The organism is Candidatus Neptunochlamydia vexilliferae, from assembly GCF_015356785.1.
GTDB classification, from domain to species: Bacteria; Chlamydiota; Chlamydiia; order Chlamydiales; family Simkaniaceae; genus Neptunichlamydia; species Neptunichlamydia vexilliferae.
Genome location: NZ_JAAEJV010000041.1, coordinates 1 through 18,107 on the forward strand (window position 1 = coordinate 1; position 18,107 = coordinate 18,107).

Annotated in this window: 14 protein-coding genes, 1 tRNA gene and 1 pseudogene; 9 read left to right on the forward strand and 7 right to left on the reverse strand. The window is 44.0% G+C overall.

Features of this window, described 5'->3' with window-relative positions; genetic code table 11:
- On the reverse strand, positions 1 to 1,119 hold a 1,119-nt coding region (locus NEPTK9_RS06880; RefSeq protein ID WP_194848098.1), incomplete at its 3' end, for an IS1634 family transposase.
- A gap of 377 nt (positions 1,120 to 1,496) precedes the next feature.
- Positions 1,497 to 3,845 (reverse strand): Rossmann-like fold-containing protein, encoded by a 2,349-nt coding sequence (locus tag NEPTK9_RS06885; RefSeq protein ID WP_194848099.1) that lies wholly within the window; start codon positions 3,843 to 3,845, stop codon positions 1,497 to 1,499.
- Positions 3,846 to 4,230: 385 nt separating this feature from the next.
- Between NEPTK9_RS06885 and NEPTK9_RS06890 the strand changes: the two genes are divergently transcribed.
- Positions 4,231 to 5,655: an AAA family ATPase gene (locus NEPTK9_RS06890; RefSeq protein ID WP_194848100.1), complete on the forward strand. Its 1,425-nt coding sequence runs from the start codon at positions 4,231 to 4,233 to the stop codon at positions 5,653 to 5,655.
- 286 nt (positions 5,656 to 5,941) lie between these two features.
- Here the strand turns inward: NEPTK9_RS06890 and NEPTK9_RS06895 are convergent, their stop codons facing one another.
- Together NEPTK9_RS06895 and NEPTK9_RS06900 are read right to left on the reverse strand one after the other, a co-directional pair.
- Positions 5,942 to 6,334, reverse strand: a complete 393-nt coding sequence (locus NEPTK9_RS06895) for a tetratricopeptide repeat protein (RefSeq protein ID WP_194848101.1) — start codon at positions 6,332 to 6,334, stop codon at positions 5,942 to 5,944.
- A gap of 162 nt (positions 6,335 to 6,496) precedes the next feature.
- The gene (locus NEPTK9_RS06900) at positions 6,497 to 7,015 is read right to left on the reverse strand and encodes a DUF5399 family protein (RefSeq protein WP_194848102.1); all 519 of its coding nucleotides are present in this window, start codon (positions 7,013 to 7,015) and stop codon (positions 6,497 to 6,499) included.
- A 188-nt stretch (positions 7,016 to 7,203) separates the two neighbouring features.
- On the opposite strand from NEPTK9_RS06900, the gene NEPTK9_RS06905 reads away from it, so the two are divergent.
- From NEPTK9_RS06905 to NEPTK9_RS06930, 6 genes and pseudogenes are all read left to right on the forward strand, one after another.
- On the forward strand, positions 7,204 to 7,758 hold the full coding sequence (locus tag NEPTK9_RS06905; protein WP_194848103.1) for a hypothetical protein: 555 nt from the start codon (positions 7,204 to 7,206) through the stop codon (positions 7,756 to 7,758).
- 17 nt (positions 7,759 to 7,775) lie between these two features.
- A pseudogene (gene rsmH / locus NEPTK9_RS06910) lies at positions 7,776 to 8,653 on the forward strand (16S rRNA (cytosine(1402)-N(4))-methyltransferase RsmH).
- Positions 8,650 to 8,931: a hypothetical protein gene (locus NEPTK9_RS06915; protein ID WP_194848104.1), complete on the forward strand. Its 282-nt coding sequence runs from the start codon at positions 8,650 to 8,652 to the stop codon at positions 8,929 to 8,931. The pseudogene rsmH and the gene NEPTK9_RS06915 overlap by 4 nt, the downstream one beginning before the upstream one ends.
- Positions 8,918 to 10,843 carry a penicillin-binding transpeptidase domain-containing protein gene (locus tag NEPTK9_RS06920; protein WP_194848105.1) on the forward strand — a complete coding sequence of 642 codons (1,926 nt, stop codon included), beginning with the start codon at positions 8,918 to 8,920 and terminating at the stop codon, positions 10,841 to 10,843. The genes NEPTK9_RS06915 and NEPTK9_RS06920 overlap by 14 nt, the downstream gene beginning before the upstream one ends.
- Positions 10,843 to 12,246: a UDP-N-acetylmuramoyl-L-alanyl-D-glutamate--2,6-diaminopimelate ligase gene (locus NEPTK9_RS06925; protein WP_194848110.1), complete on the forward strand. Its 1,404-nt coding sequence runs from the start codon at positions 10,843 to 10,845 to the stop codon at positions 12,244 to 12,246. Before NEPTK9_RS06920 ends, NEPTK9_RS06925 begins: the two co-directional genes overlap by 1 nt.
- 10 nt (positions 12,247 to 12,256) lie before the next feature.
- Positions 12,257 to 12,865: an N-acetylmuramoyl-L-alanine amidase family protein gene (locus NEPTK9_RS06930; RefSeq protein ID WP_194848106.1), complete on the forward strand. Its 609-nt coding sequence runs from the start codon at positions 12,257 to 12,259 to the stop codon at positions 12,863 to 12,865.
- A 13-nt stretch (positions 12,866 to 12,878) separates the two neighbouring features.
- Here NEPTK9_RS06930 and NEPTK9_RS06935 read toward each other — a convergent pair.
- Positions 12,879 to 12,952, reverse strand: a tRNA-Arg gene (locus NEPTK9_RS06935).
- A gap of 41 nt (positions 12,953 to 12,993) precedes the next feature.
- On the opposite strand from NEPTK9_RS06935, the gene gnd reads away from it, so the two are divergent.
- Positions 12,994 to 14,448: a decarboxylating NADP(+)-dependent phosphogluconate dehydrogenase gene (gnd, locus tag NEPTK9_RS06940; RefSeq protein WP_194848111.1), complete on the forward strand. Its 1,455-nt coding sequence runs from the start codon at positions 12,994 to 12,996 to the stop codon at positions 14,446 to 14,448.
- Positions 14,449 to 14,471: 23 nt separating this feature from the next.
- Here gnd and NEPTK9_RS06945 read toward each other — a convergent pair whose 3' ends face one another.
- Complete coding sequence (locus NEPTK9_RS06945; RefSeq protein WP_194848107.1) at positions 14,472 to 14,762, reverse strand: hypothetical protein; 291 nt, start codon at positions 14,760 to 14,762, stop codon at positions 14,472 to 14,474.
- Between the two features lie 59 nt (positions 14,763 to 14,821).
- Positions 14,822 to 16,135, reverse strand: a complete 1,314-nt coding sequence (locus tag NEPTK9_RS06950) for an ATP-binding protein (protein ID WP_194848108.1) — start codon at positions 16,133 to 16,135, stop codon at positions 14,822 to 14,824.
- Positions 16,136 to 16,681: 546 nt separating this feature from the next.
- On the opposite strand from NEPTK9_RS06950, the gene NEPTK9_RS06955 reads away from it, so the two are divergent.
- Positions 16,682 to 18,076, forward strand: coding sequence for a hypothetical protein (locus NEPTK9_RS06955; protein WP_194848109.1), 1,395 nt, complete (start codon positions 16,682 to 16,684; stop codon positions 18,074 to 18,076).
- Positions 18,077 to 18,107 lie beyond the last annotated feature (31 nt).

Sequence of the window (18,107 nt, forward strand, 5' to 3'; positions counted from 1 at the left end):
TCTTTCTAAGATGCATTTTAACCGATAGATGGTCTTACCCTTATCTGTTTTTTTAGGTCGACCTCTCTTCTCCATTTTGACTGTTTCTTCAGTGGCTAGGAAGATACATTTATGATACTTTAATTTTTTTCTAAAAGCTTCCAGGCCTTTTAGTGCATCTGACTTACATGAATACTCTTGTCGACAAAACTTATTCATTTCGATCTTGCATTTGTCCTCTGTTTTAGATACTTGCCTTTCTACCGTCTTAACCTCTCTGTCATAGGCTTTTTGCGAAAAAACAACCACCCATCTCTGGTTGATACCCCCATAAACGCTGCAGACTTCAGAAGCAAAGTACCCATTGTCATACGAAGACATCTCCTCTTTTGAGAGGCTTCTTATAAGGTCCCTGCTCGCTGTGATATTCTCTGGGACTCGAGTGATCCATTTTGTAAATTTCGATACTTCTTCAATGGTCTCTTTTACATAAAAAGCACTGTCAGCGACGTAATAAGAGGGGGCTTCCGCTTCTTGAATCTCTTTTTTCAAATCCTTTAGCACCTCTCGAAAATGTTTCTTATCTGAGGTATTTCCAGAAATCGTCTGAGCTAAAAGAGGGACATCTCCGTCTTGACTTGACATAAGACTAATCATAAACTGTTTAAGGTTCGGGTTATTATCTTTTGAGTACCCAAACTGAATCAATCCTATCCCTTCTTCATACTCTCCGTGAACGCTCATGGAAGTACTGTCTAGGTGTTGAAAGCGCTTGTTTACATTGAAGCGAATCGCTGCCTGAGTTGCAATTGTAGAAAAGATCTTTTCGGGGTCTGCCTCATAGATACGATCAAGTGCTCTTCCAAGGCGATCATCTGAAATTTCTTCCTCATCTATCTCACGTCCAAGTAGCCGTTTTATAGGCTTGGTGCTAAAAAACTGTGCCTCAAGGTAAAGAGGACGAGAGGTAAATCCAAGCCCATTAATGATCATTAATTTCATGCACTCACCGGCGGAAAGATGAGCACGAGGGTCGGGTGGAGTAATTTGGTTAATTGTCTCAACTAATCCTATCTCATCACACATTCCTGCTACCAATCCAAGGTGGTCCATATCTTTGCTCGAAAATTCTTCCATCATACAAGTCTCCAAAAAGCTTAAAAAATACTTGACAATGTACGACAATTCGATTATTATGTCTTTACATTTTCTAAAAAAAGTTGCCCTCTAAAAATGCTCAACTTTCTACACTAACCTGCGGAATGTGGGATCAAGCGCGTGTTCAATTGCTGAAACATAAACATGATTCAAGCTTAAGGCCAGCCGACAGGTGTAACATTTTTCTGGTTTGTGTTTTTCTTTTATCCTTCCATTCTCGATTGGTGCATGTCGGTGTATATGGAACAAATAGGTAATGGCGAGCCTCGTAATGCTCGATACCGTTCCCATCCCTAATGAGAGATTTTTCCAATTTACCCACACGGGTGAAGAGATACTGTTGATATTCATAAATACTCCTAAAGTTCTGAATCAGAGGAAGAGTCCCAATAGTCCGATGAATCTTCATCGGTACTACAAACAAAGTAGCAGTCTTTCAGTTTTTCTAAAGAGCTCGATGAATGGCTGCTTGAACTCGAGCTTGAAGATGACGAGCTAGAAGAAGAGCTACTGTTGTTGTTTGTTTTATCGCTCTTAATTGTATAGGTCTTCTGTTGTTTGCCCATAAGTCCTATAGCTTTTTCTAAGGCGGTTCCTTGTGTGTAAATTTCACTTTGAGGGGCTTTTTCAAAGACAAATTCTTGCTGCCGAATGGAGTTGTTAAATCCTTGAGTAACCTTATCAGTTGTGCCAGTTTTTTTTAAGCTATAGCCTGGATATCTTTCGGGACCGAATTTTCGCTTGCTGATCAAGCGATAACCTGTCGAGAAAGAACTAAATACAAGTTCATGTGCTCTTTGTTTAGTAGCTAAGCCGAGGTCCGCCCTTAAAGCAATATAAATGCGATCCTTTGGTAACTGAATCTCAGAAGCAGATTGAAAAAACTTTGCGACTGTTCCTTTAAAGCGTTCCTCTGAATCTTTGCCAAGGTATCCATAGGGACCATTCCAGTGAATTCTTTTAAACCGTTTTTTCTGAAATTGTTGATGGATCTTTGTACCGTCAACCCCAAGTTCAATAGTCACACCCAGGGACTTCAAGCGTTTAATATTATTAGAAACTTCTTTGGACGCAACGCATGTACGATATTCTGTAGCAGTAATAGCTTCAGGTAGTTTGAGATGGTTATAATGCTTTTCAATCAGAGCTTTGGTGTAGGAGAAGTCGCCCTCTCCTATAAGTAAACGTTTCTTACACTTTTTAGTTTTAAATTTTTCGAGGGCTTTAAGTTGTTCTTCTCTCGTTGGGATTAGGTTGGAAGATGATGTAGAAGAAGAGGAACTTGAAGTTTTTTGGTTTTTTCTAGTTGAAATGTCATCAGTGGTTTTCTTTCTTTTTGTTCCTCTATTAGGTTTAGTGAAAGAGTCTTTTCCTCTGATTTTAGGCTCAAGAATCATCATTGTTTTACGTGTCTGAACGGCAACAGAACCAGAGGGGAGTGCTGTTAAAGATTGGATAGGGTCACGGTCATCAGAAAGACCAATTTCTTTCCCTTTAGAAAATACTAGGTTTCCATCTCTTGAAATAACATGAATTCCAGCACCTTGAGTATTGGTGCCAAACATAAAAGAGCCATCTGCAAGCCGAATTTTATCATTGATTCCCCAATTTCCTGCTTGTATGTGATCTAGCCACTTTCCTTCGGAATAGATCTCTACATATACCGATGGGCTCAAAGTGAAATCGATAGCAAAAGCACCGTCGTTTAGCGCGGTTAACCGATTTTCTTTTAGGGCTTTAACAAGCTTTTCGTCTTCATAGTAAGAGGTTGAATCATCTACAACGTTCCATACACCCAACTTAGGGCTCTCGGCTTTTTTTTCCTTATCATAAAATAGAATGGCTATGGAGGTATCTGAAACAGCTTCAAAACGCCCTATCATTAGATTGTCTGGACAGGTATAAGAATGATCAAGTTCTATACATTTATCCCCTTGCCACTTTAACGTAACCAACTTCTTGTCCTTCTCAGAAACAAGAATTCCATTGACAAGTTGTGTCATATCTGAACACCTGTCTAGTTCTTGGACATCCTTGCCAGTTGTAATGTTGATGATTACTTTTTTACAAGAAGGAAAAAGTTTAATAATGCAATGCTCTTTATTAATAGGAGTGATTTCGTGAATTTTTTGCTTAATAAAAGTTGGCTTTTTCGTTCTTCTATTTCTTTTTTTGCTTTTTGGTGCCTCCCAAACTTTTTCTTTTCTTGTGCTTATTTTTCCTTCTTCATCGCCAATAAGGAGACTTCCATCCGGGAGCTCTCCTATAGCAGTCACTGGGACACTATGGGTATGGTGCTGACGAGTATTATTAGTCGAGCAATCCAATAGGAAGACTTTATTATCGACCGCGTAGCATAGAGCTCCATTGGAGCAAACGATAGGAGTAGCAACCTCTCGGGATTCTCGCTTAGGTAATCGATATTCAATATGTTTAACCCAAGTTTTATTTTCAGGAGGAATTGGTTTAAATAAGACCTTTTTATCATCATATTTAGGGAGCAGGTGAAAATTTTGAAGCACGTACTGAACCTTTCTGGCTGTGCTTAGGGGGCGGTCGATATCTGGAAGTTCAACAGGAAATACCTGGTTAACATTTCCGCCTGGCGGAGTTGCTACAACTTTCCCAGAGTCATTCTGATAAAAGGTAAAGTCTCCATCGATTATTGGGTGGAACACAGGTTTTTGAAGATCGCTGGTTGCTGACATAAATCTATCCTTAGCTTAAAAGATTGCTGCCTGCCAGTGTAAAAGGGATAGTATTTTTTTGTAAATATTTTTTGAAGCCGTGTAAGCGATCGGTTAAGAGAGCCAGGTTTTTCTCCACACGGCTCTCTATCTTTTAATCAGGTATCCCTTAGCAACAAGTACAGGTGGTTTTTTTTGGAAATCACAAGATTTTCTATCTTAGTATCTTGGTGATTTTAAAAAAGCAATTTTGCACCATTAGATCCAGAAAACTGAATTTAATGGTGCAAAAAAAGAGTGAAAAAGGCACCATTAGATCCAGAAAACCGAATCTAATGGTGCGAAAATGGGGCAGGAAAGCCACCATTAGATCTGGAAAACTGAATCTAATGGTGCAGGAGGCTCCATGTTTATAGGAAGAGAGAAAGAGCTAAAGTCGCTAAAAAGTAGGCTAGCTTGTGGTTCAGCAAGCTTCGTTGCAGTTAAGGGGCGCAGGCGTATTGGAAAAAGTCGCTTGATTGAAGAGTTCTCAAAGGACTTTTCCAAGAAGTATCTATTTACGGGAATCCCTCCAACTCCTGGCGTTACAAAAGAAATGCAAAGAGCAGAATTTGTAAAGCAAATGGCTAATCAAGGACTTCCAAAAATCCAACATGATGATTGGAGCGATCTCTTTTCTTTTTTGGGAAAAGAGGCTCAGAAGGGCTCGGTCCTTATTGCTTTAGATGAAATCTCTTGGATGGGCTCTAAAGACTCCGCATTTTTAGGTAAGCTGAAAATTGCTTGGGACCAGTTTTTTGAGAAAAATCCTAAACTGGTACTCATTGTAGCAAGCTCTATATCGAACTGGATCGATAAAAATATCTTAAACAACACCGGTTTTTTTGGAAGGATTGACCTGATTCTCAGACTCAAGGAACTCTCGATAGGGGATAGCTGTCTTTTTTGGGGGAGTCGATCGAAAGCTATTTCCCCTTACGAAAAACTCAAATTGCTCAGCATTACGGGAGGAGTTCCCAGGTACCTTAAAGCGATTAACCCAAAAGTGACAGCGGAAGAAAATATCAAGGAGCTTTGTTTTTCTGAGCAGGGGTTGCTTTTTAATGAGTTCGAACAAATTTTCCATGACCTCTTTTCGAAAAGAAGCAATCTCTACAAAGAGATTGTGGAATCGCTAGCAAGCAACCACTCCCTATCTCAAATCGAAATATGTAAAAGAATTCAAAGGGCCAATGGGAGATTAATCTCTGAGTATTTAAAAGACCTTACAGAGGCGGGTTTTATCTCTGCTGACTTTACCTGGGATATTAAAAAGTGCAAGGTAAGTAGGCTGCGCAAGTATAGGCTAAGCGATAACTATCTCCGGTTTTACCTGAAATATGTTGCTCCCTTTAGGCAGAAAATTTTAAAAGGGGACTTCGAAGAGGCTTCACTGCATCAAATCATTCAGTGGGAAGTGATTATGGGGCTCCAATTTGAAAACCTTGTCATTCATAATAGAAAAGAGCTTCTGAATAAATTGAATATTTCTCCCATAGATTGCGATTTTGATGGTCCATTCTTTCAAACAAAAACAGCTGAGAGGAAGGGGTGCCAAATCGACTATCTCATTCAAGCAAAGAGTGTGTTGTATGTCTGCGAAATAAAATTTTCTAAACATCCAATTGGAACGCAAGTTATTGAGGAGATGGAAAAAAAGATCGAAGCCCTTGCGATCCCACGGCATGTCTCCTACCGTCCGATCCTCGTCCATGTCAATGGTGTATCTAATGAAGTGATCTTGAAAGATTACTTTGATCAAATCGTTGATTGGTCAGAGTTATTAACCTGAATTTCGGGTTTATTTTGCTCAGCTCCAGAGGGAGTTTTGCTTAAATTTTCTTCTTTTGGATCGAAGGTAAGGGTCTAAATGGCCCTTTCCGAGATCACAAAGGAGAAAAGAAAGCTAAAATCCCCTGAGGTTGAGTGAAATAAACCCGAAATTCAGGTTATTAAACTAGGTTTTGCTCTCGAAATTTATTGCTAGGTCTTCAGGGATCTTTTCAGAAACTTGCGTTTTTTTTCGGAAAGCGCGCGAAAGATGGGGGAATGGGCTTTTTTAACAGCCCCAAAAGAGGTTAGCTATAAGCAAGAGTCAGAGCGCGGGCTTGGTCAGCGATATAGGGGTCGGAGCTTCGCTCAAGCTGGGCAGCTTGGGCGAGCGCCTGTCTCTTGTAGCCGAGAAGAAAAAGGGCTTTGGTCCGATTGAGAAGGGTAGGCTCGTGGTCCGGGTCAAAGCTCAACGCTTTTTCGAGATAGTTTAAGGCTGAAAGATTGTTGCCCACTTGAAGGTAAAGTCCACCGAGGGTTTGAAAGTCGTAAGGATCTTCTTCGGGGAGGACGGCAAGAACTTCGAAAAACTTTAAGGCGTGTTCGTACTGCCCCTGCTTAAGGAAAGAGTAGCCAGCAAAGCGAATGTCTTCAATCTGCTCTTTGCTCCAGCCGAGGAGCTCTATCCAATTTGTTTTCATGAGCCTATCCGTAAGGTATATTGTTTTTAATTTTCCAAAATTTTCTAGCAGATTTTTGGTGCTCTATTTGAGCACATTGTCCAAAAGACAAGGGTGAAAAATAGAGCATCAAAAAGATGCAGAAAAGAGGGAAAGGAAAAATGATAGACTTTGCGGATAGGCTCACCCTTTAGAATATTGGTTGCGGCGGCCGTTGATTTCTCCAAGGAGGGTATCGGCCATCTGGAGATAGTCAAGAAGGGCAAGGAGGGTCTTAGACTCCCGCACCTCTTCCTCTTCTTCTCGTTCATCTTCCCAGGCATACTCAGAGCCCTTTCCCGTTTTTCGCCTCTCAGCGCGCTGCTTTTTAGCTGCCTCTACTTTGTCTTGGATCTTTTGCGCCTGAGCGGTGAGAAATTCTTCGGTTCCCAAAGAGGGAATCGTCTGAAAGGTAAAAAGGCGCATCTTTTGGAGGTTATACCCTTTGGGAGCAAGAAGGAAGGCCCAAGGGGCAAGGCGCTGGTTTGTCTGAAAAAGGCTGTCAAACTCACTTTCAAAAAAGGGAGCTGCCACATCGACCGAAGTGCTGAGTGAAATAAAGGGGGACTCTTTCGTGAAAGTTTTGTCGAGATAGGCTTGGTCCTGGGCCCAACGGACCGATGTCTCAACCCCTAAATTATCAATGGTTCTTGGTTCTGGCATATGATTTTTTTCCTGTGTTTCTCCTATTTATACCTTTCTAGAGAATAAAACCCAAGAACCGACAAGTAGTGAACAATTTTTCCACAGATTTCCACTTTACTTTTCCTGTTTGTTGTTAGTGGGTTATGAAGTTTTCAGGAGGTTTTAGGTATCTTTTATCGACAAAATGATCGCGAATTTGATAGGATGTGGAAATAAGTGGAAAAACTGAGACAGCTGTTTACATGAGTCACTTCTTTTTTAATGGATCTACCCACTCAAAACTGGACGACAAGAACCGTTTTGTCTTGCCGCAGCAGATGCGCTATGGCCTGGTGGAAAATGGGAATTTGGAGTTCACAATTGCCCTCGGTCTCGGGGGAGCGCTCGCAATTTATAGACGCAGTGACATCGATAAAATTATCAAAAAATTTCAAGCAAAACAGCACGTTGCCAAGTATCAAAAGTTTTTTACGCTTTTCTTTTCCACTCTCCACCACGCAACGTGTGACAAGTTGGGGCGTGTTGTCCTCCCCCCTGTCCTTAAAAAAGCGGCAGGGATTGACTCGGAAATCGTCATTGCAGGGGTTCTCAACAAGATTGAGATTTGGCCGAAAGAGAAATATGAGCGCGAGTTGGAGTCTTTCCTCGGAGGTGAGGATGGAGATTTAGCCCAAATGACCGAAGAGGCTTTCGCCCTTCTCGATGAAGGGGGCGATGAGGAGCTCTTAACGTCTCTTATTCCTGAAAAGGAGGAAGTGTGATGAAGCATATCCCGGTCATGCTTGAGGAGAGCTTAGCGATCTTTAAGGATCGAAAGCTCAAGACCTTTTTCGATGGGACGTTAGGCGCAGGAGGTTTTTCCAAGGCTCTTTTAGAGGCCCACCCGGAGATCGAAACCTACTATGGGTGTGATCAGGATGAACGGGCGTTAGGGATTGCGCAGGAAAATTTGAAGGATTTTGAAGGGAAGGTGGAGTTTATTCACGCAAACTTTAGCGCTGTCAAAGAGGCGCTGGAGGAGCGGGAAGTGACTGAGGTAGATGGTTTTTTTTTGACTTGGGAGTGTCATCAATGCAGCTAGATGAGGGTGAAAGAGGATTTAGTTTTATGAAGGAAGGGCCGCTCGATATGCGGATGGATCCTTCAACGGGGATCACTGCAAAGGAAATTGTGAATCGGTGGTCGGAAAAAGATTTAGGAAAACTCTTCCAAGAATATGGAGAGGAGCGGCGTTGGCGACAAGCTGCGCGGGCTATCGTGGAAGCGCGCCGAAAAAAAACGATCGAAACAACCACAGAGCTTGCCGATATCTTAGCAAAGGGCATTGGACGCTCGAAGAAAAAACTCCACCCTGCCACGCTCGTTTTTCAAGCGCTTCGGATCTCTGTCAATCGAGAACTAGAGTCGATCGAGGAAGGGGTCAGCCATGCCTTAGAAATGCTTGCACCGGGCGGACGGATTGGAGTCCTTGCGTTTCACCGTTTAGAGGATCGGATTGTGAAAAATCTTTTCCGAACCGCTGCAAAACCGCTAAAAAAACATCTGGAGCCCATGCTAAAACTTCTAACGAAAAAACCACTTGTCCCCAGCTTGCATGAAAGTCGTATCAACAGGCGGGCACGGAGTGCAAAACTAAGAGCTGCTGAAAGGATGTGAATCAAGGGCTACTTGTTCGACTTCTCATTTGTATTTTCGTCTTAGGGATCGCCCTTTATACCTACATTGATAAACAAAATGATCTGACCTCTTTGAAGATGGCTATCCCACAGCTTGTGGATAGTGTCCGAAGCTTAAAAGAAGAAAATGCCGACCTTAGCTTAGAGATCGAGCAGCTGGAAAACCCCAGCCACCTGATCGAGCTTCTTCGTCAGAAAGAATTTTCCCACTTGCGCTACCCTTGTGCTCATGAGGTGATTGTTTGTGAAAAAAAATAATCGTCGCCTCCTTGGAATTTCATTTTTTACCCTCACCCTTTTTTGCTTCATTATCATCCAGTTTTATAAGTTGCAAATTGTCGAGGGGAAAAAGTGGTCAAAACAGGCAAAAGCGCAACACCAGTTTTCTGTCGTAGAGCCTTACCGGCGGGGCCGTTTTTTTGCCAATAACGTCCTTAAGGAAAAACATCCCAAGCAAGAGGATCCGATTGTTTTTGATGTGAAGCGGTACCATCTCTATGCCGATCCCATTGCAATTCCTCAAGAGGCGCGCGAAGAGATTATAGAAAAAGTCTCTGAACTTCTTGCCATTCAAGACAAAAAGTGGGTGGGAGAGCAGCTGGAGAAAAAATCGCGGAGTCGCCGCCTAAAAATGTGGCTAAGCGAGGTCGATAAAAAACTCTTAAATACCTGGTGGCGCCCCTTTGCTCGGTGGAAAAAAATTCCTTCCAATGCCCTTTATTTTCAAGAAGATTATAAGCGCGCTTACCCTTATGGAAAACTTTTGGGCCCGGTCCTTCATACGGTCCGCGATGACCGCGATCCAAAGACCCGACAGGCGATTCCGACAGGCGGGCTTGAGCTGAAATTTGACGCAGAGCTGCGAGGTAAGAAGGGGAAAAGGCTCCGTCTCCGCTCTCCAAGACATACGTTAGAAGAGGGGCTTTTGGTCGACCCTTCCGAAGATGGTGCCGATGTCTACCTCACTATCGATCGATACATTCAAGCAATTGCTGAAGAGGAAATTGAGCGGGCTGTCAAAGAGGCGGGAGCCAAAAGTGGGTGGGCCGTGATGATGAACCCTCATACAGGAGAGATCTATGCTCTTGCTCAATACCCTTTTTTTGATCCCTCTAACTACCGGACCTACTATAACGATCCAGAGAAAACAAAGGCGACAAAGATTGGAGCGATCACCGATTGTTTTGAGCCAGGATCGACGATGAAACCGATCTCTGTTGCGATTGGAATGCTTGCAAATAAGGAACTGGAAAGGCAAGGCAAGGAGACGATTTTTGATCCGGTCGCGGTGATCCCCACCCATGATGGGATGTTTCCAGGAAGGAAACAGCCAATCCGCGATACCCGAAGGCATGAGTATCTCAATATGTATTTGGCGATCCAAAAATCGTCAAATATCTATGTGGCAAAATTGATTCAGCGGGTGATCGCCACCTTAGGGGATCAGTGGTATCGAGACCAGCTTGCAGGGGTCTTTGGTTTTGGAAAAGCAACGGGGATCGAGCTCCCTTCCGAAACAGCAGGCCTTTTGCCCTCTTTAGACAAACATTATGGAAATGGACGTCCCCAATGGTCGATTCCTACCCCTTATTCTCTTTCCTTTGGGTACAATTTGCTTGTAACAAGTATGCAGCTCTTAAGAGCTTATGCCCTCCTTTGCAATGGAGGATATGAAGTTCAGCCCACCCTTGTTAAAAAAATTGTGAAGGGGGGGGAGGTGATCTTTGACCATTCAAACGAGGAGTGCAAGCAAGTTTTTGATCCAGAAATTAGCCGAGAAATCATTTATGCGTTAAAATCGGTTACAAAGTTAGGAGGAGGAGGCTTCCGGGCAGACATTCCCGGCTATACCCAAGCAGGAAAAACTGGAACAACAGAAAAAATTGTGCATGGAACCTACTCTAAAAAGCACCACTACTCAAGCTTCATCGGTTTTACTCCCGCATTTGAACCAAAGTTTCTCCTTTATGTGGCAATCGATGAGCCCGAATACCGTTACTTGCCAGGGATTGGAGCGACCTACTTTGGAGGACGGTGCGCTGCCCCTGTTTTTAGACAAATCATGCAAAAGACCTATCGCTATTTGGGAATTCCTCCCGATGACCCCGACAATACCGATTGGGCAGAAGAAATAGAAATTTTAGAGTCACTGTATAGGAAGTATAATTGATGAAGCTCAAAAAGCTCTTAAAAGATTTAGATGTGGAAGTCAAGGGGAGCCGGGAGGTCGAGGTAACGGGGATCTCTGCCCACTCCCAATTTGTCGTGCCAGGAAATCTCTTCATTGCCCGGAAGGGAAAGTCTTATGATGGAACCGAATTTATTCCAAAAGCGGTGGAGACAGGAGCGGTTGCCATTCTTACCGACTTTTATAACCCTTTCCTCCAAGGGGTTGTTCAAATTATTACTCCAAAAATTGCCCTTTTAGAAGCGCTTTTAGCCAAGCGTTACTACGAAACCGAAAAAACCCCTCTCTTCTTAGTGGGGATTACGGGGACCAATGGGAAGACAACGACTGCTTATCTTGTGCACCACCTCCTTGCTCACTGCGGCTTGATGGGGACGATCGAAACGGTGATGGGGAAGCAGCGGTTTCCTTCAAAGCTCACCACTGCCGATGTGGTGACCAACCATAAACTCCTCCGGGAGATGGGAGATCAAGGGCTCAAAGCAGTGGTGATGGAGGTGACCTCCCACGCTTTGGATCAAAACCGCGTTGAAGGGATGCATTTTGATATTGGGGTTTTTACTAATCTTTCCCAAGACCATCTCGACTACCACGGAACGATGGAGGCTTACCTCAAGGCAAAGCTTAAGCTCTTTAAGCAGTGCAAAGAGACGATCTATAACAAGGATGATGCTGCAGCCGATAAGTTTTCAGAAGGGATGACCTTTGCGATCGAGCAAGAAGCCAACCTTGTCGCCAAAAATATCCATTTTTCGCTCGAAGGAACCACCTTTGACCTCCATTACAAAGGAAAGATCACGCCATTTCAGTCGCAGCTTATGGGACGTTACAATGTGTATAACTGTTTAGCAGCCCTTGCTGTCGCTTTGAAAAAAGGAGAGCGGATGGGAGTGCTCCAAAAGAAGCTTGCGACGTTCGGAGGAGTTCCTGGAAGACTTGAAAGGATTGCAAACGCTAAGGGAATCTATCTTTTTGTCGACTTTGCCCATACCCCCGAAGCCCTTTCTAAAGTTTTAGAGACCCTTCACTCCATTAAGAAGGGGAGAATCATCACCATCTTTGGATGTGGGGGAGAAAGAGACCAAGATAAACGGCCTAAAATGGCACGCGCTGCTGAAGAGTATTCGGACCAGGTCATCATCACCTCTGACAATCCCCGCAGTGAAGATCCTCTCACGATCTGTCAGGAGGTGGCAAAAGGGCTGATCCAAGAGCCATTGATCGAAGTGGATCGAAGAGCAGCCATTGAGAGAGGGATTTTCATGGCAAAAGAAGGTGATATTCTTCTGATTGCGGGGAGAGGACACGAACCTTTTCAGAAAATCGAGGGGCGACAAATCCCTTTTGATGATCGAGAGGTAGCGCGAGAATTCATAAACCGCTAGAATAAGCGCCATGTTTAAAATTATTCTGTGCATGGTCCTACCTGTAATGCTTTATGCTGCAGCCCCTCCAAAACAGCTCATTGTGATTGACCCAGGCCATGGAGGATTTGACATTGGGGCGCAGGTCCAAACGCTCAAAGAAAAAGCCCTCGCGCTCAAAACCGCTACCTTGGTGAAAGAGTATCTCCATAAAAAAGGGTACCGGGTGATTTTGACCCGGAGTCGCGATGTTTTTATTTCCTTGAAGAAGCGGACCACCATTGCCAATGACACCAAGAGCAAACTCTTTGTTAGCATCCACTTTAATTCGTTTCGGGGACAAAAACCCCATGGGATTGAGATTTACTACTATAATAAAGGGTCAAAGTGGCGCCAAAATGCGTCGAAAAAGCTTGCCCAACTCGTTTTAAATGGGATGATTACTGCAACGGGGGCCCATAGTCGTGGGGTGAAGCAGGGAAATTTTCATGTCATTCGAGAGACGCAGATGCCTGCGATTTTGATCGAAGGGGGCTTTATGACCAATCCAGGGGAGCATGCCAAGCTTAGAAGTCAGGCCTATCTCGATAAAATGGCCCTTTCGATCGCTAATGGGATTGACAAATACTTAAAATCATAATCTAATGAAACTTTGTCCTCGGCGTGATTCGAACACGCGGCCTATTGCTTAGGAGGCAATTGCTCTATCCAACTGAGCTACGAGGACGAGAAGATAAGTGTAACGAAAAATCGAATTGGAGGCAACTCATGTCAGGAGATGGAGATATTGGACTCATTGGCTTAGCGGTCATGGGGCAAAATCTTGTTCTAAATATGAATGATCACGGCTATAAAGTCGCTGTGTTCAACCGGACAACCTCCAAGGTTGATGACTTTTTAGCAGGTCCTGCCAAAGGGACTCAAGTGGTCGGGACCCACTCTCTTAAAGAGTTTGTTGGAGCCCTTAAGCGCCCCCGGAAGGTGATGATGATGATCCGCGCTGGTTCCTCGGTCGATGATATGATCGATGAATTGGTTCCTCTCTTAGAAAAGGGAGATATCATTATCGATGGGGGGAATAGCCACTACCCTGACAGCGAGCGTCGCTTTGAAACCCTGAAAGAAAAAGGGATCCTCTTTATGGGAACAGGAATCTCAGGAGGAGAAGAAGGCGCGCGCCATGGTCCCTCAATTATGCCAGGGGGAAATCCCGATGCGTGGCCTGAAGTCAAACCGATTTTTCAAGCGATCGCCGCCAAGTCAGAAGATGGAGAGCCTTGTTGCGACTGGGTCGGCGAAGGGGGAGCGGGTCACTATGTCAAGATGGTCCATAATGGGATCGAGTATGGAGACATGCAAATTATCTGCGAGGCCTACCAGCTCCTTTCGGGAAAACTGGGCCTTCAAGCCGACGAGCTTTCCAAAATCTTTGCCAAGTGGGATGAAGGGGAGCTCAATAGTTACCTCATAGAGATTACGAGCCAGATCTTTGCCTTTAAAGATGAAGATGGGAGCCCCCTCTTTGAAAAAGTGCTCGATGTGGCAGGGCAAAAAGGGACCGGAAAGTGGACGGGCATCAGCGCTCTTGATATCGGGATGCCGCTGACCCTCATCGGAGAAGCGGTTTTTGCCCGCTGCCTTTCAGCTCTTAAGAATCAACGGGTAGAGATGAGCAAACACTTTAAAGGGCCTGATAAAGCCTTTACAGGTGACAAAGAAAAAATGATCGAAGATATCCGGCAAGCACTCTATGCCTCCAAAATCATCAGTTATGTTCAAGGGTTTATGTTGATGCGGGCTGCTGCGGGAGAGATGAAGTGGAATCTCAACTATGGATCTATAGCCCTCATGTGGCGAGGGGGTTGCATTATCCGAAGTCGCTTTCTTGGAGAGATTAAGAAAGCCTTCGACAAGAATAAAGACTTAGAGAGCCTCCTTCTCGACGACTTTTTCAAGCAAGAAGTCCTCAAAGCCGAGAAAGGGTGGCGCCGGGTTGTTTCCCATGCCGCAGAGTTTGGCGTTCCCGCCCCCTGCTTTAGCACCTCCCTCTCCTTCTTTGATGGGTACCGCTCGAGCCGTTTGCCAGCCAATCTCCTCCAATCGCAGCGAGACTTCTTCGGCGCCCACACCTATGAGCGGGTCGATAAGCCCCGTGGCCAGTTCTTCCATACCAACTGGACCGGCACCGGAGGAGATATCAGCTCTTCTACTTATAATGTCTGATTGTTATAACCAGACATTAACGCTTAACTAGCGCGCTTATTCTGGTAGCAGATCTCATTGTAGTTGAGAGTGAATGCGGGCTGAAGCGTTTCTAAAGTGCGGCATATCCAGTTAAAGTCTTTGTGATCCTGCGATTTAGAGTATTTTTTGACCCCTTTTTCGATCTCATCATAGGTCTTATGCAGCCGCTTAGCCAGCTTCTTATCTTCTCCCCGAAGAGACATCTTATCCACCTCATCGAGCTCCATTTTCATCTGCTGAAGCTGCGTGTTGAGCATGTTTATAGCCTTTTCATAATTAATGTCTTGGTCCATAACTTCCCCCATATATAACGGTCCCTACCTATATTGTAGAATGGACGTGAATTATTCTGCTACCCAAATAGACATTCCAGCTGCCTTTTTTGGCTAAGAGAAAGGAACTCATGGGCTGTCATCCCAATCCCCTGATCCTTTAGGGGTTCATAAGAAAGGATCATCCCTTTTTGACACTTTAGTTCTTTCTTTGCAACTTCAAGTGCGCGGAGTTCTCGCTCTTTTGTTTGAGGGTCTTTGATTTCCCAGGCGACTTGAAGGAGGGCAATATCGCTTCCCCTTTTAACAACAAAGTCGATCTCATAGTTTTCTTTCGTTGTATAATAATAGACCTCAAGCCCCAGCCGTTTAAGTTCGAGAAAAATCAGATTTTCTAGGAGCTTTCCCCGATTTGCAGAAAACTTGAACCCCATTGCATTTGCTTGCCCTGTATCAATGGCATAGACCTTTTTCGGATTGCGGATCTGTTTTTTAAGCGAGTAGGAAAAGAGATCGACTTCATAGATTAGGTGAGCATCTTCAAGAGCTTGGATGTACTCCTTGATACTTTTATCGGTGAGGCCAAAAAGCTTGCTTAGCCCTACATAGGAAAAGGGTTTGCTAATGTGGGTGACGAGATAGACGTAGAGCTGCTCCAGGTCGGCTGGTTTACGGGCAGCAAGTCTTGGAGCCACATCTTGTAAAAGGACCATTCGAGCATGGGCCCTTAAAATATCATAGGCCGTTTCATTTTTCGAATTTAAGACAACAATTGGAAACCCTCCATATTCGAGAAGCTCATCGAGAAGATGGGCAATCTTAGGACGATTTTTTGATACCTCGAAAGGCTTTTCAAAATCGATTCCACTAAAAGAGGCTAGTTCTCTTAGAGAAAAAGGGAAAACCTCAAGAGGAAGGCTCCGTCCTGAAAGGAGGGTGACCATATCAGAAGAAAGCATGGCTGCGTTGGAGCCGGTGATTACAAAACGCGCTTTTTTCGTTTCGTGGTGCGCCTTAACAAAAACAGGCCACTGCTCAAAGAACTGCACCTCGTCAAGGAAGACATACACCTCACCTTTGGGTTGCATCAGCTTAAGATATTCTTCATAAATCTTTTGGAGAGTTTCCCCATCCTCGCGATAAGGACTTAAATAGGGATGCTCGAGATTGAAAAACAAGATGTTTTCAGAAGGAATCTCTTGATTTTCAATCAGGTCATCGATCAGCTGCTTTAAAAGAGTGCTCTTTCCTGCGCGACGAACCCCCATAATGGCCACGATTTGCCCTGTCCCAAGGTATTCGACGAGCTTGGAAAAGCAGGTTCGTGTTGCCCCAGAGGGATACTTCTCCTTTTCCCAGTGAGGGTTCTGGTCTATAAGAATTTCTTCAAACATTTCGTGTGTACCCCTGGATGACTACCTACTGTTAATGGGACTGTTGAAAAAGTCCATTTTCCCATCTTTCGCGCGCTTTCCGGAAAAAATCAAAAGTTTGCAAATCTCCTATAATTAGGCATATATCGATTTGCAAACTTTCGATTTTCTATCGAAAATCATCGCAAAATCTGGGGAAAGCGACTTTCTCAACAGTCCCTGAATTGCCTAGATTTTTCTTTTTCCCCATTCTTGGATGACCAAAAATCCCCCCTACTTTCATCCAAGTATGTGGAATTTTTGGTCACCAAAGACTGGGGAAAAATCGAAAACCCCTTCAATTAATATTAGATAATAACCAGGGGTTATACTCCGAGAAAAATGCACTTTTCTCGGAGTATATTACGAGACATGAGATTTGTCAACCACCGTATCAGAGAGCTTGGGCTAGTAGAAAATTCCCTTGCTTTTCAAAAAACCATTAACCATACTCAACATTTTTCAACTCTTGGGGCCCATATGAAGATTTTTCGTTTTCTGCTCACTCTCTGTATCCCAGCAATCTTTTTGAATAGTCCGGTTGAGGCATGCTCCCCTCTTAGGTTGTGGGAGGAAAAAGAATCCATTTGGGATTTTCTATCTTACGAAAATCTTTCTTACGATAGCGTCTTGGCTTTGATCGATACCATTGAAAATGGAAAAGGTTCTGAGATATGGGAGATCAATGAGGTCATCAGCTTTATTACATTCCTAGCTCGGAATGGAATAGTAGAGGGGGATATAGCTGCAAAAGAGGAGCTAGAGCAAGATATTGCAGATCTTTTGGAGGATGAATCGTTTACTTATTGGGAGGGGGAACAGTGGAGTGTTAAACCAGCAGTTTATTCTGGAGAAAAACCCCACCTAATGACTTGCGGATGGCTATCTAAAAAATGGAAAAAGACGAAAAGGTTTGTTAAAAAGCATAAAAAAGCCATCATCGTTGCAGCTGTCGTTGTGGTGGTAGCAACCGTGGTCATTGTCGCTACAGGGGGATCAGGTACTGGACCTGCTGTAGCAGGAGCAGCAGGTGCTATTGGAGCTGCTAATGGATTTGAACGTCCTCGAGTGAATAAGCCCGGAGAAGTGGGTTATGAAGCTAAAAAAGAGCCGATAGCTAAGAATCCACCTGTTGAAGAAACCGTTAAAAAGCATATTTTTGCGGTTAAAGAAACCCTGACCGATGAGCTTCCCAATGCAGCAATGAATATCCCCCTTACAGAAGAAGGAACCTTTTGGAAAGAGGCTGTTGATAGGAAAAAGAATACAGTCTCTTGGATCGCCCATGATGCAATAAAAGAAACCGGAAAATTAATAGGAGCTCCAGAGGAGACTACTTATAATTATCATGAAAAGATCGATGGAATACTGGGAACAGATTTTTCCTCGCAGTTCAGCCCCGAAGTCTTAGCAAAGCAGCCCGATATCATTAGAGGAGAGGTTCCTATCCCTATTGGGGGCATTGTTGGGGCCTCTGGAAGAGTAGCAGCGGCAGCAAGAGCAGCAGGGATTATTGGAGGAGCAGCTGCTATAGGAAATGCATTGACACAGCCAACACATGTGATGTCGCCTACTCAAGATATTTCAATAGAGATGCTAGCTGAAGCAGGTAAAGTGCGCGATAGGGGTGGGTTAACAAAAGCAGGGAGAGCTTTGCAGAAACATGGAGCAAGACCCGATACTGTTTTTCCAAACCCAAGCGGAAGTGTTTCTGAAACAAATGCTCATGGACAAGAAGTTCTTGAAAGCATTTTAAACCATCCTGATAAAAAGGTTGTTTCCAACAATTTAGCAAGGCATGGAAATGTTATTGAAGTACATGCTCCAGGAATAGGCGGTGTGCGGTATAATGAAGGCAGGACACCTGCAAAGTCTAAGTCATATCCCTGCCAACCTGGTAAGTGTACGGAGAGGATTAACTAAGTAACCTATTGCCTGCATAGGCAAGCTTTTC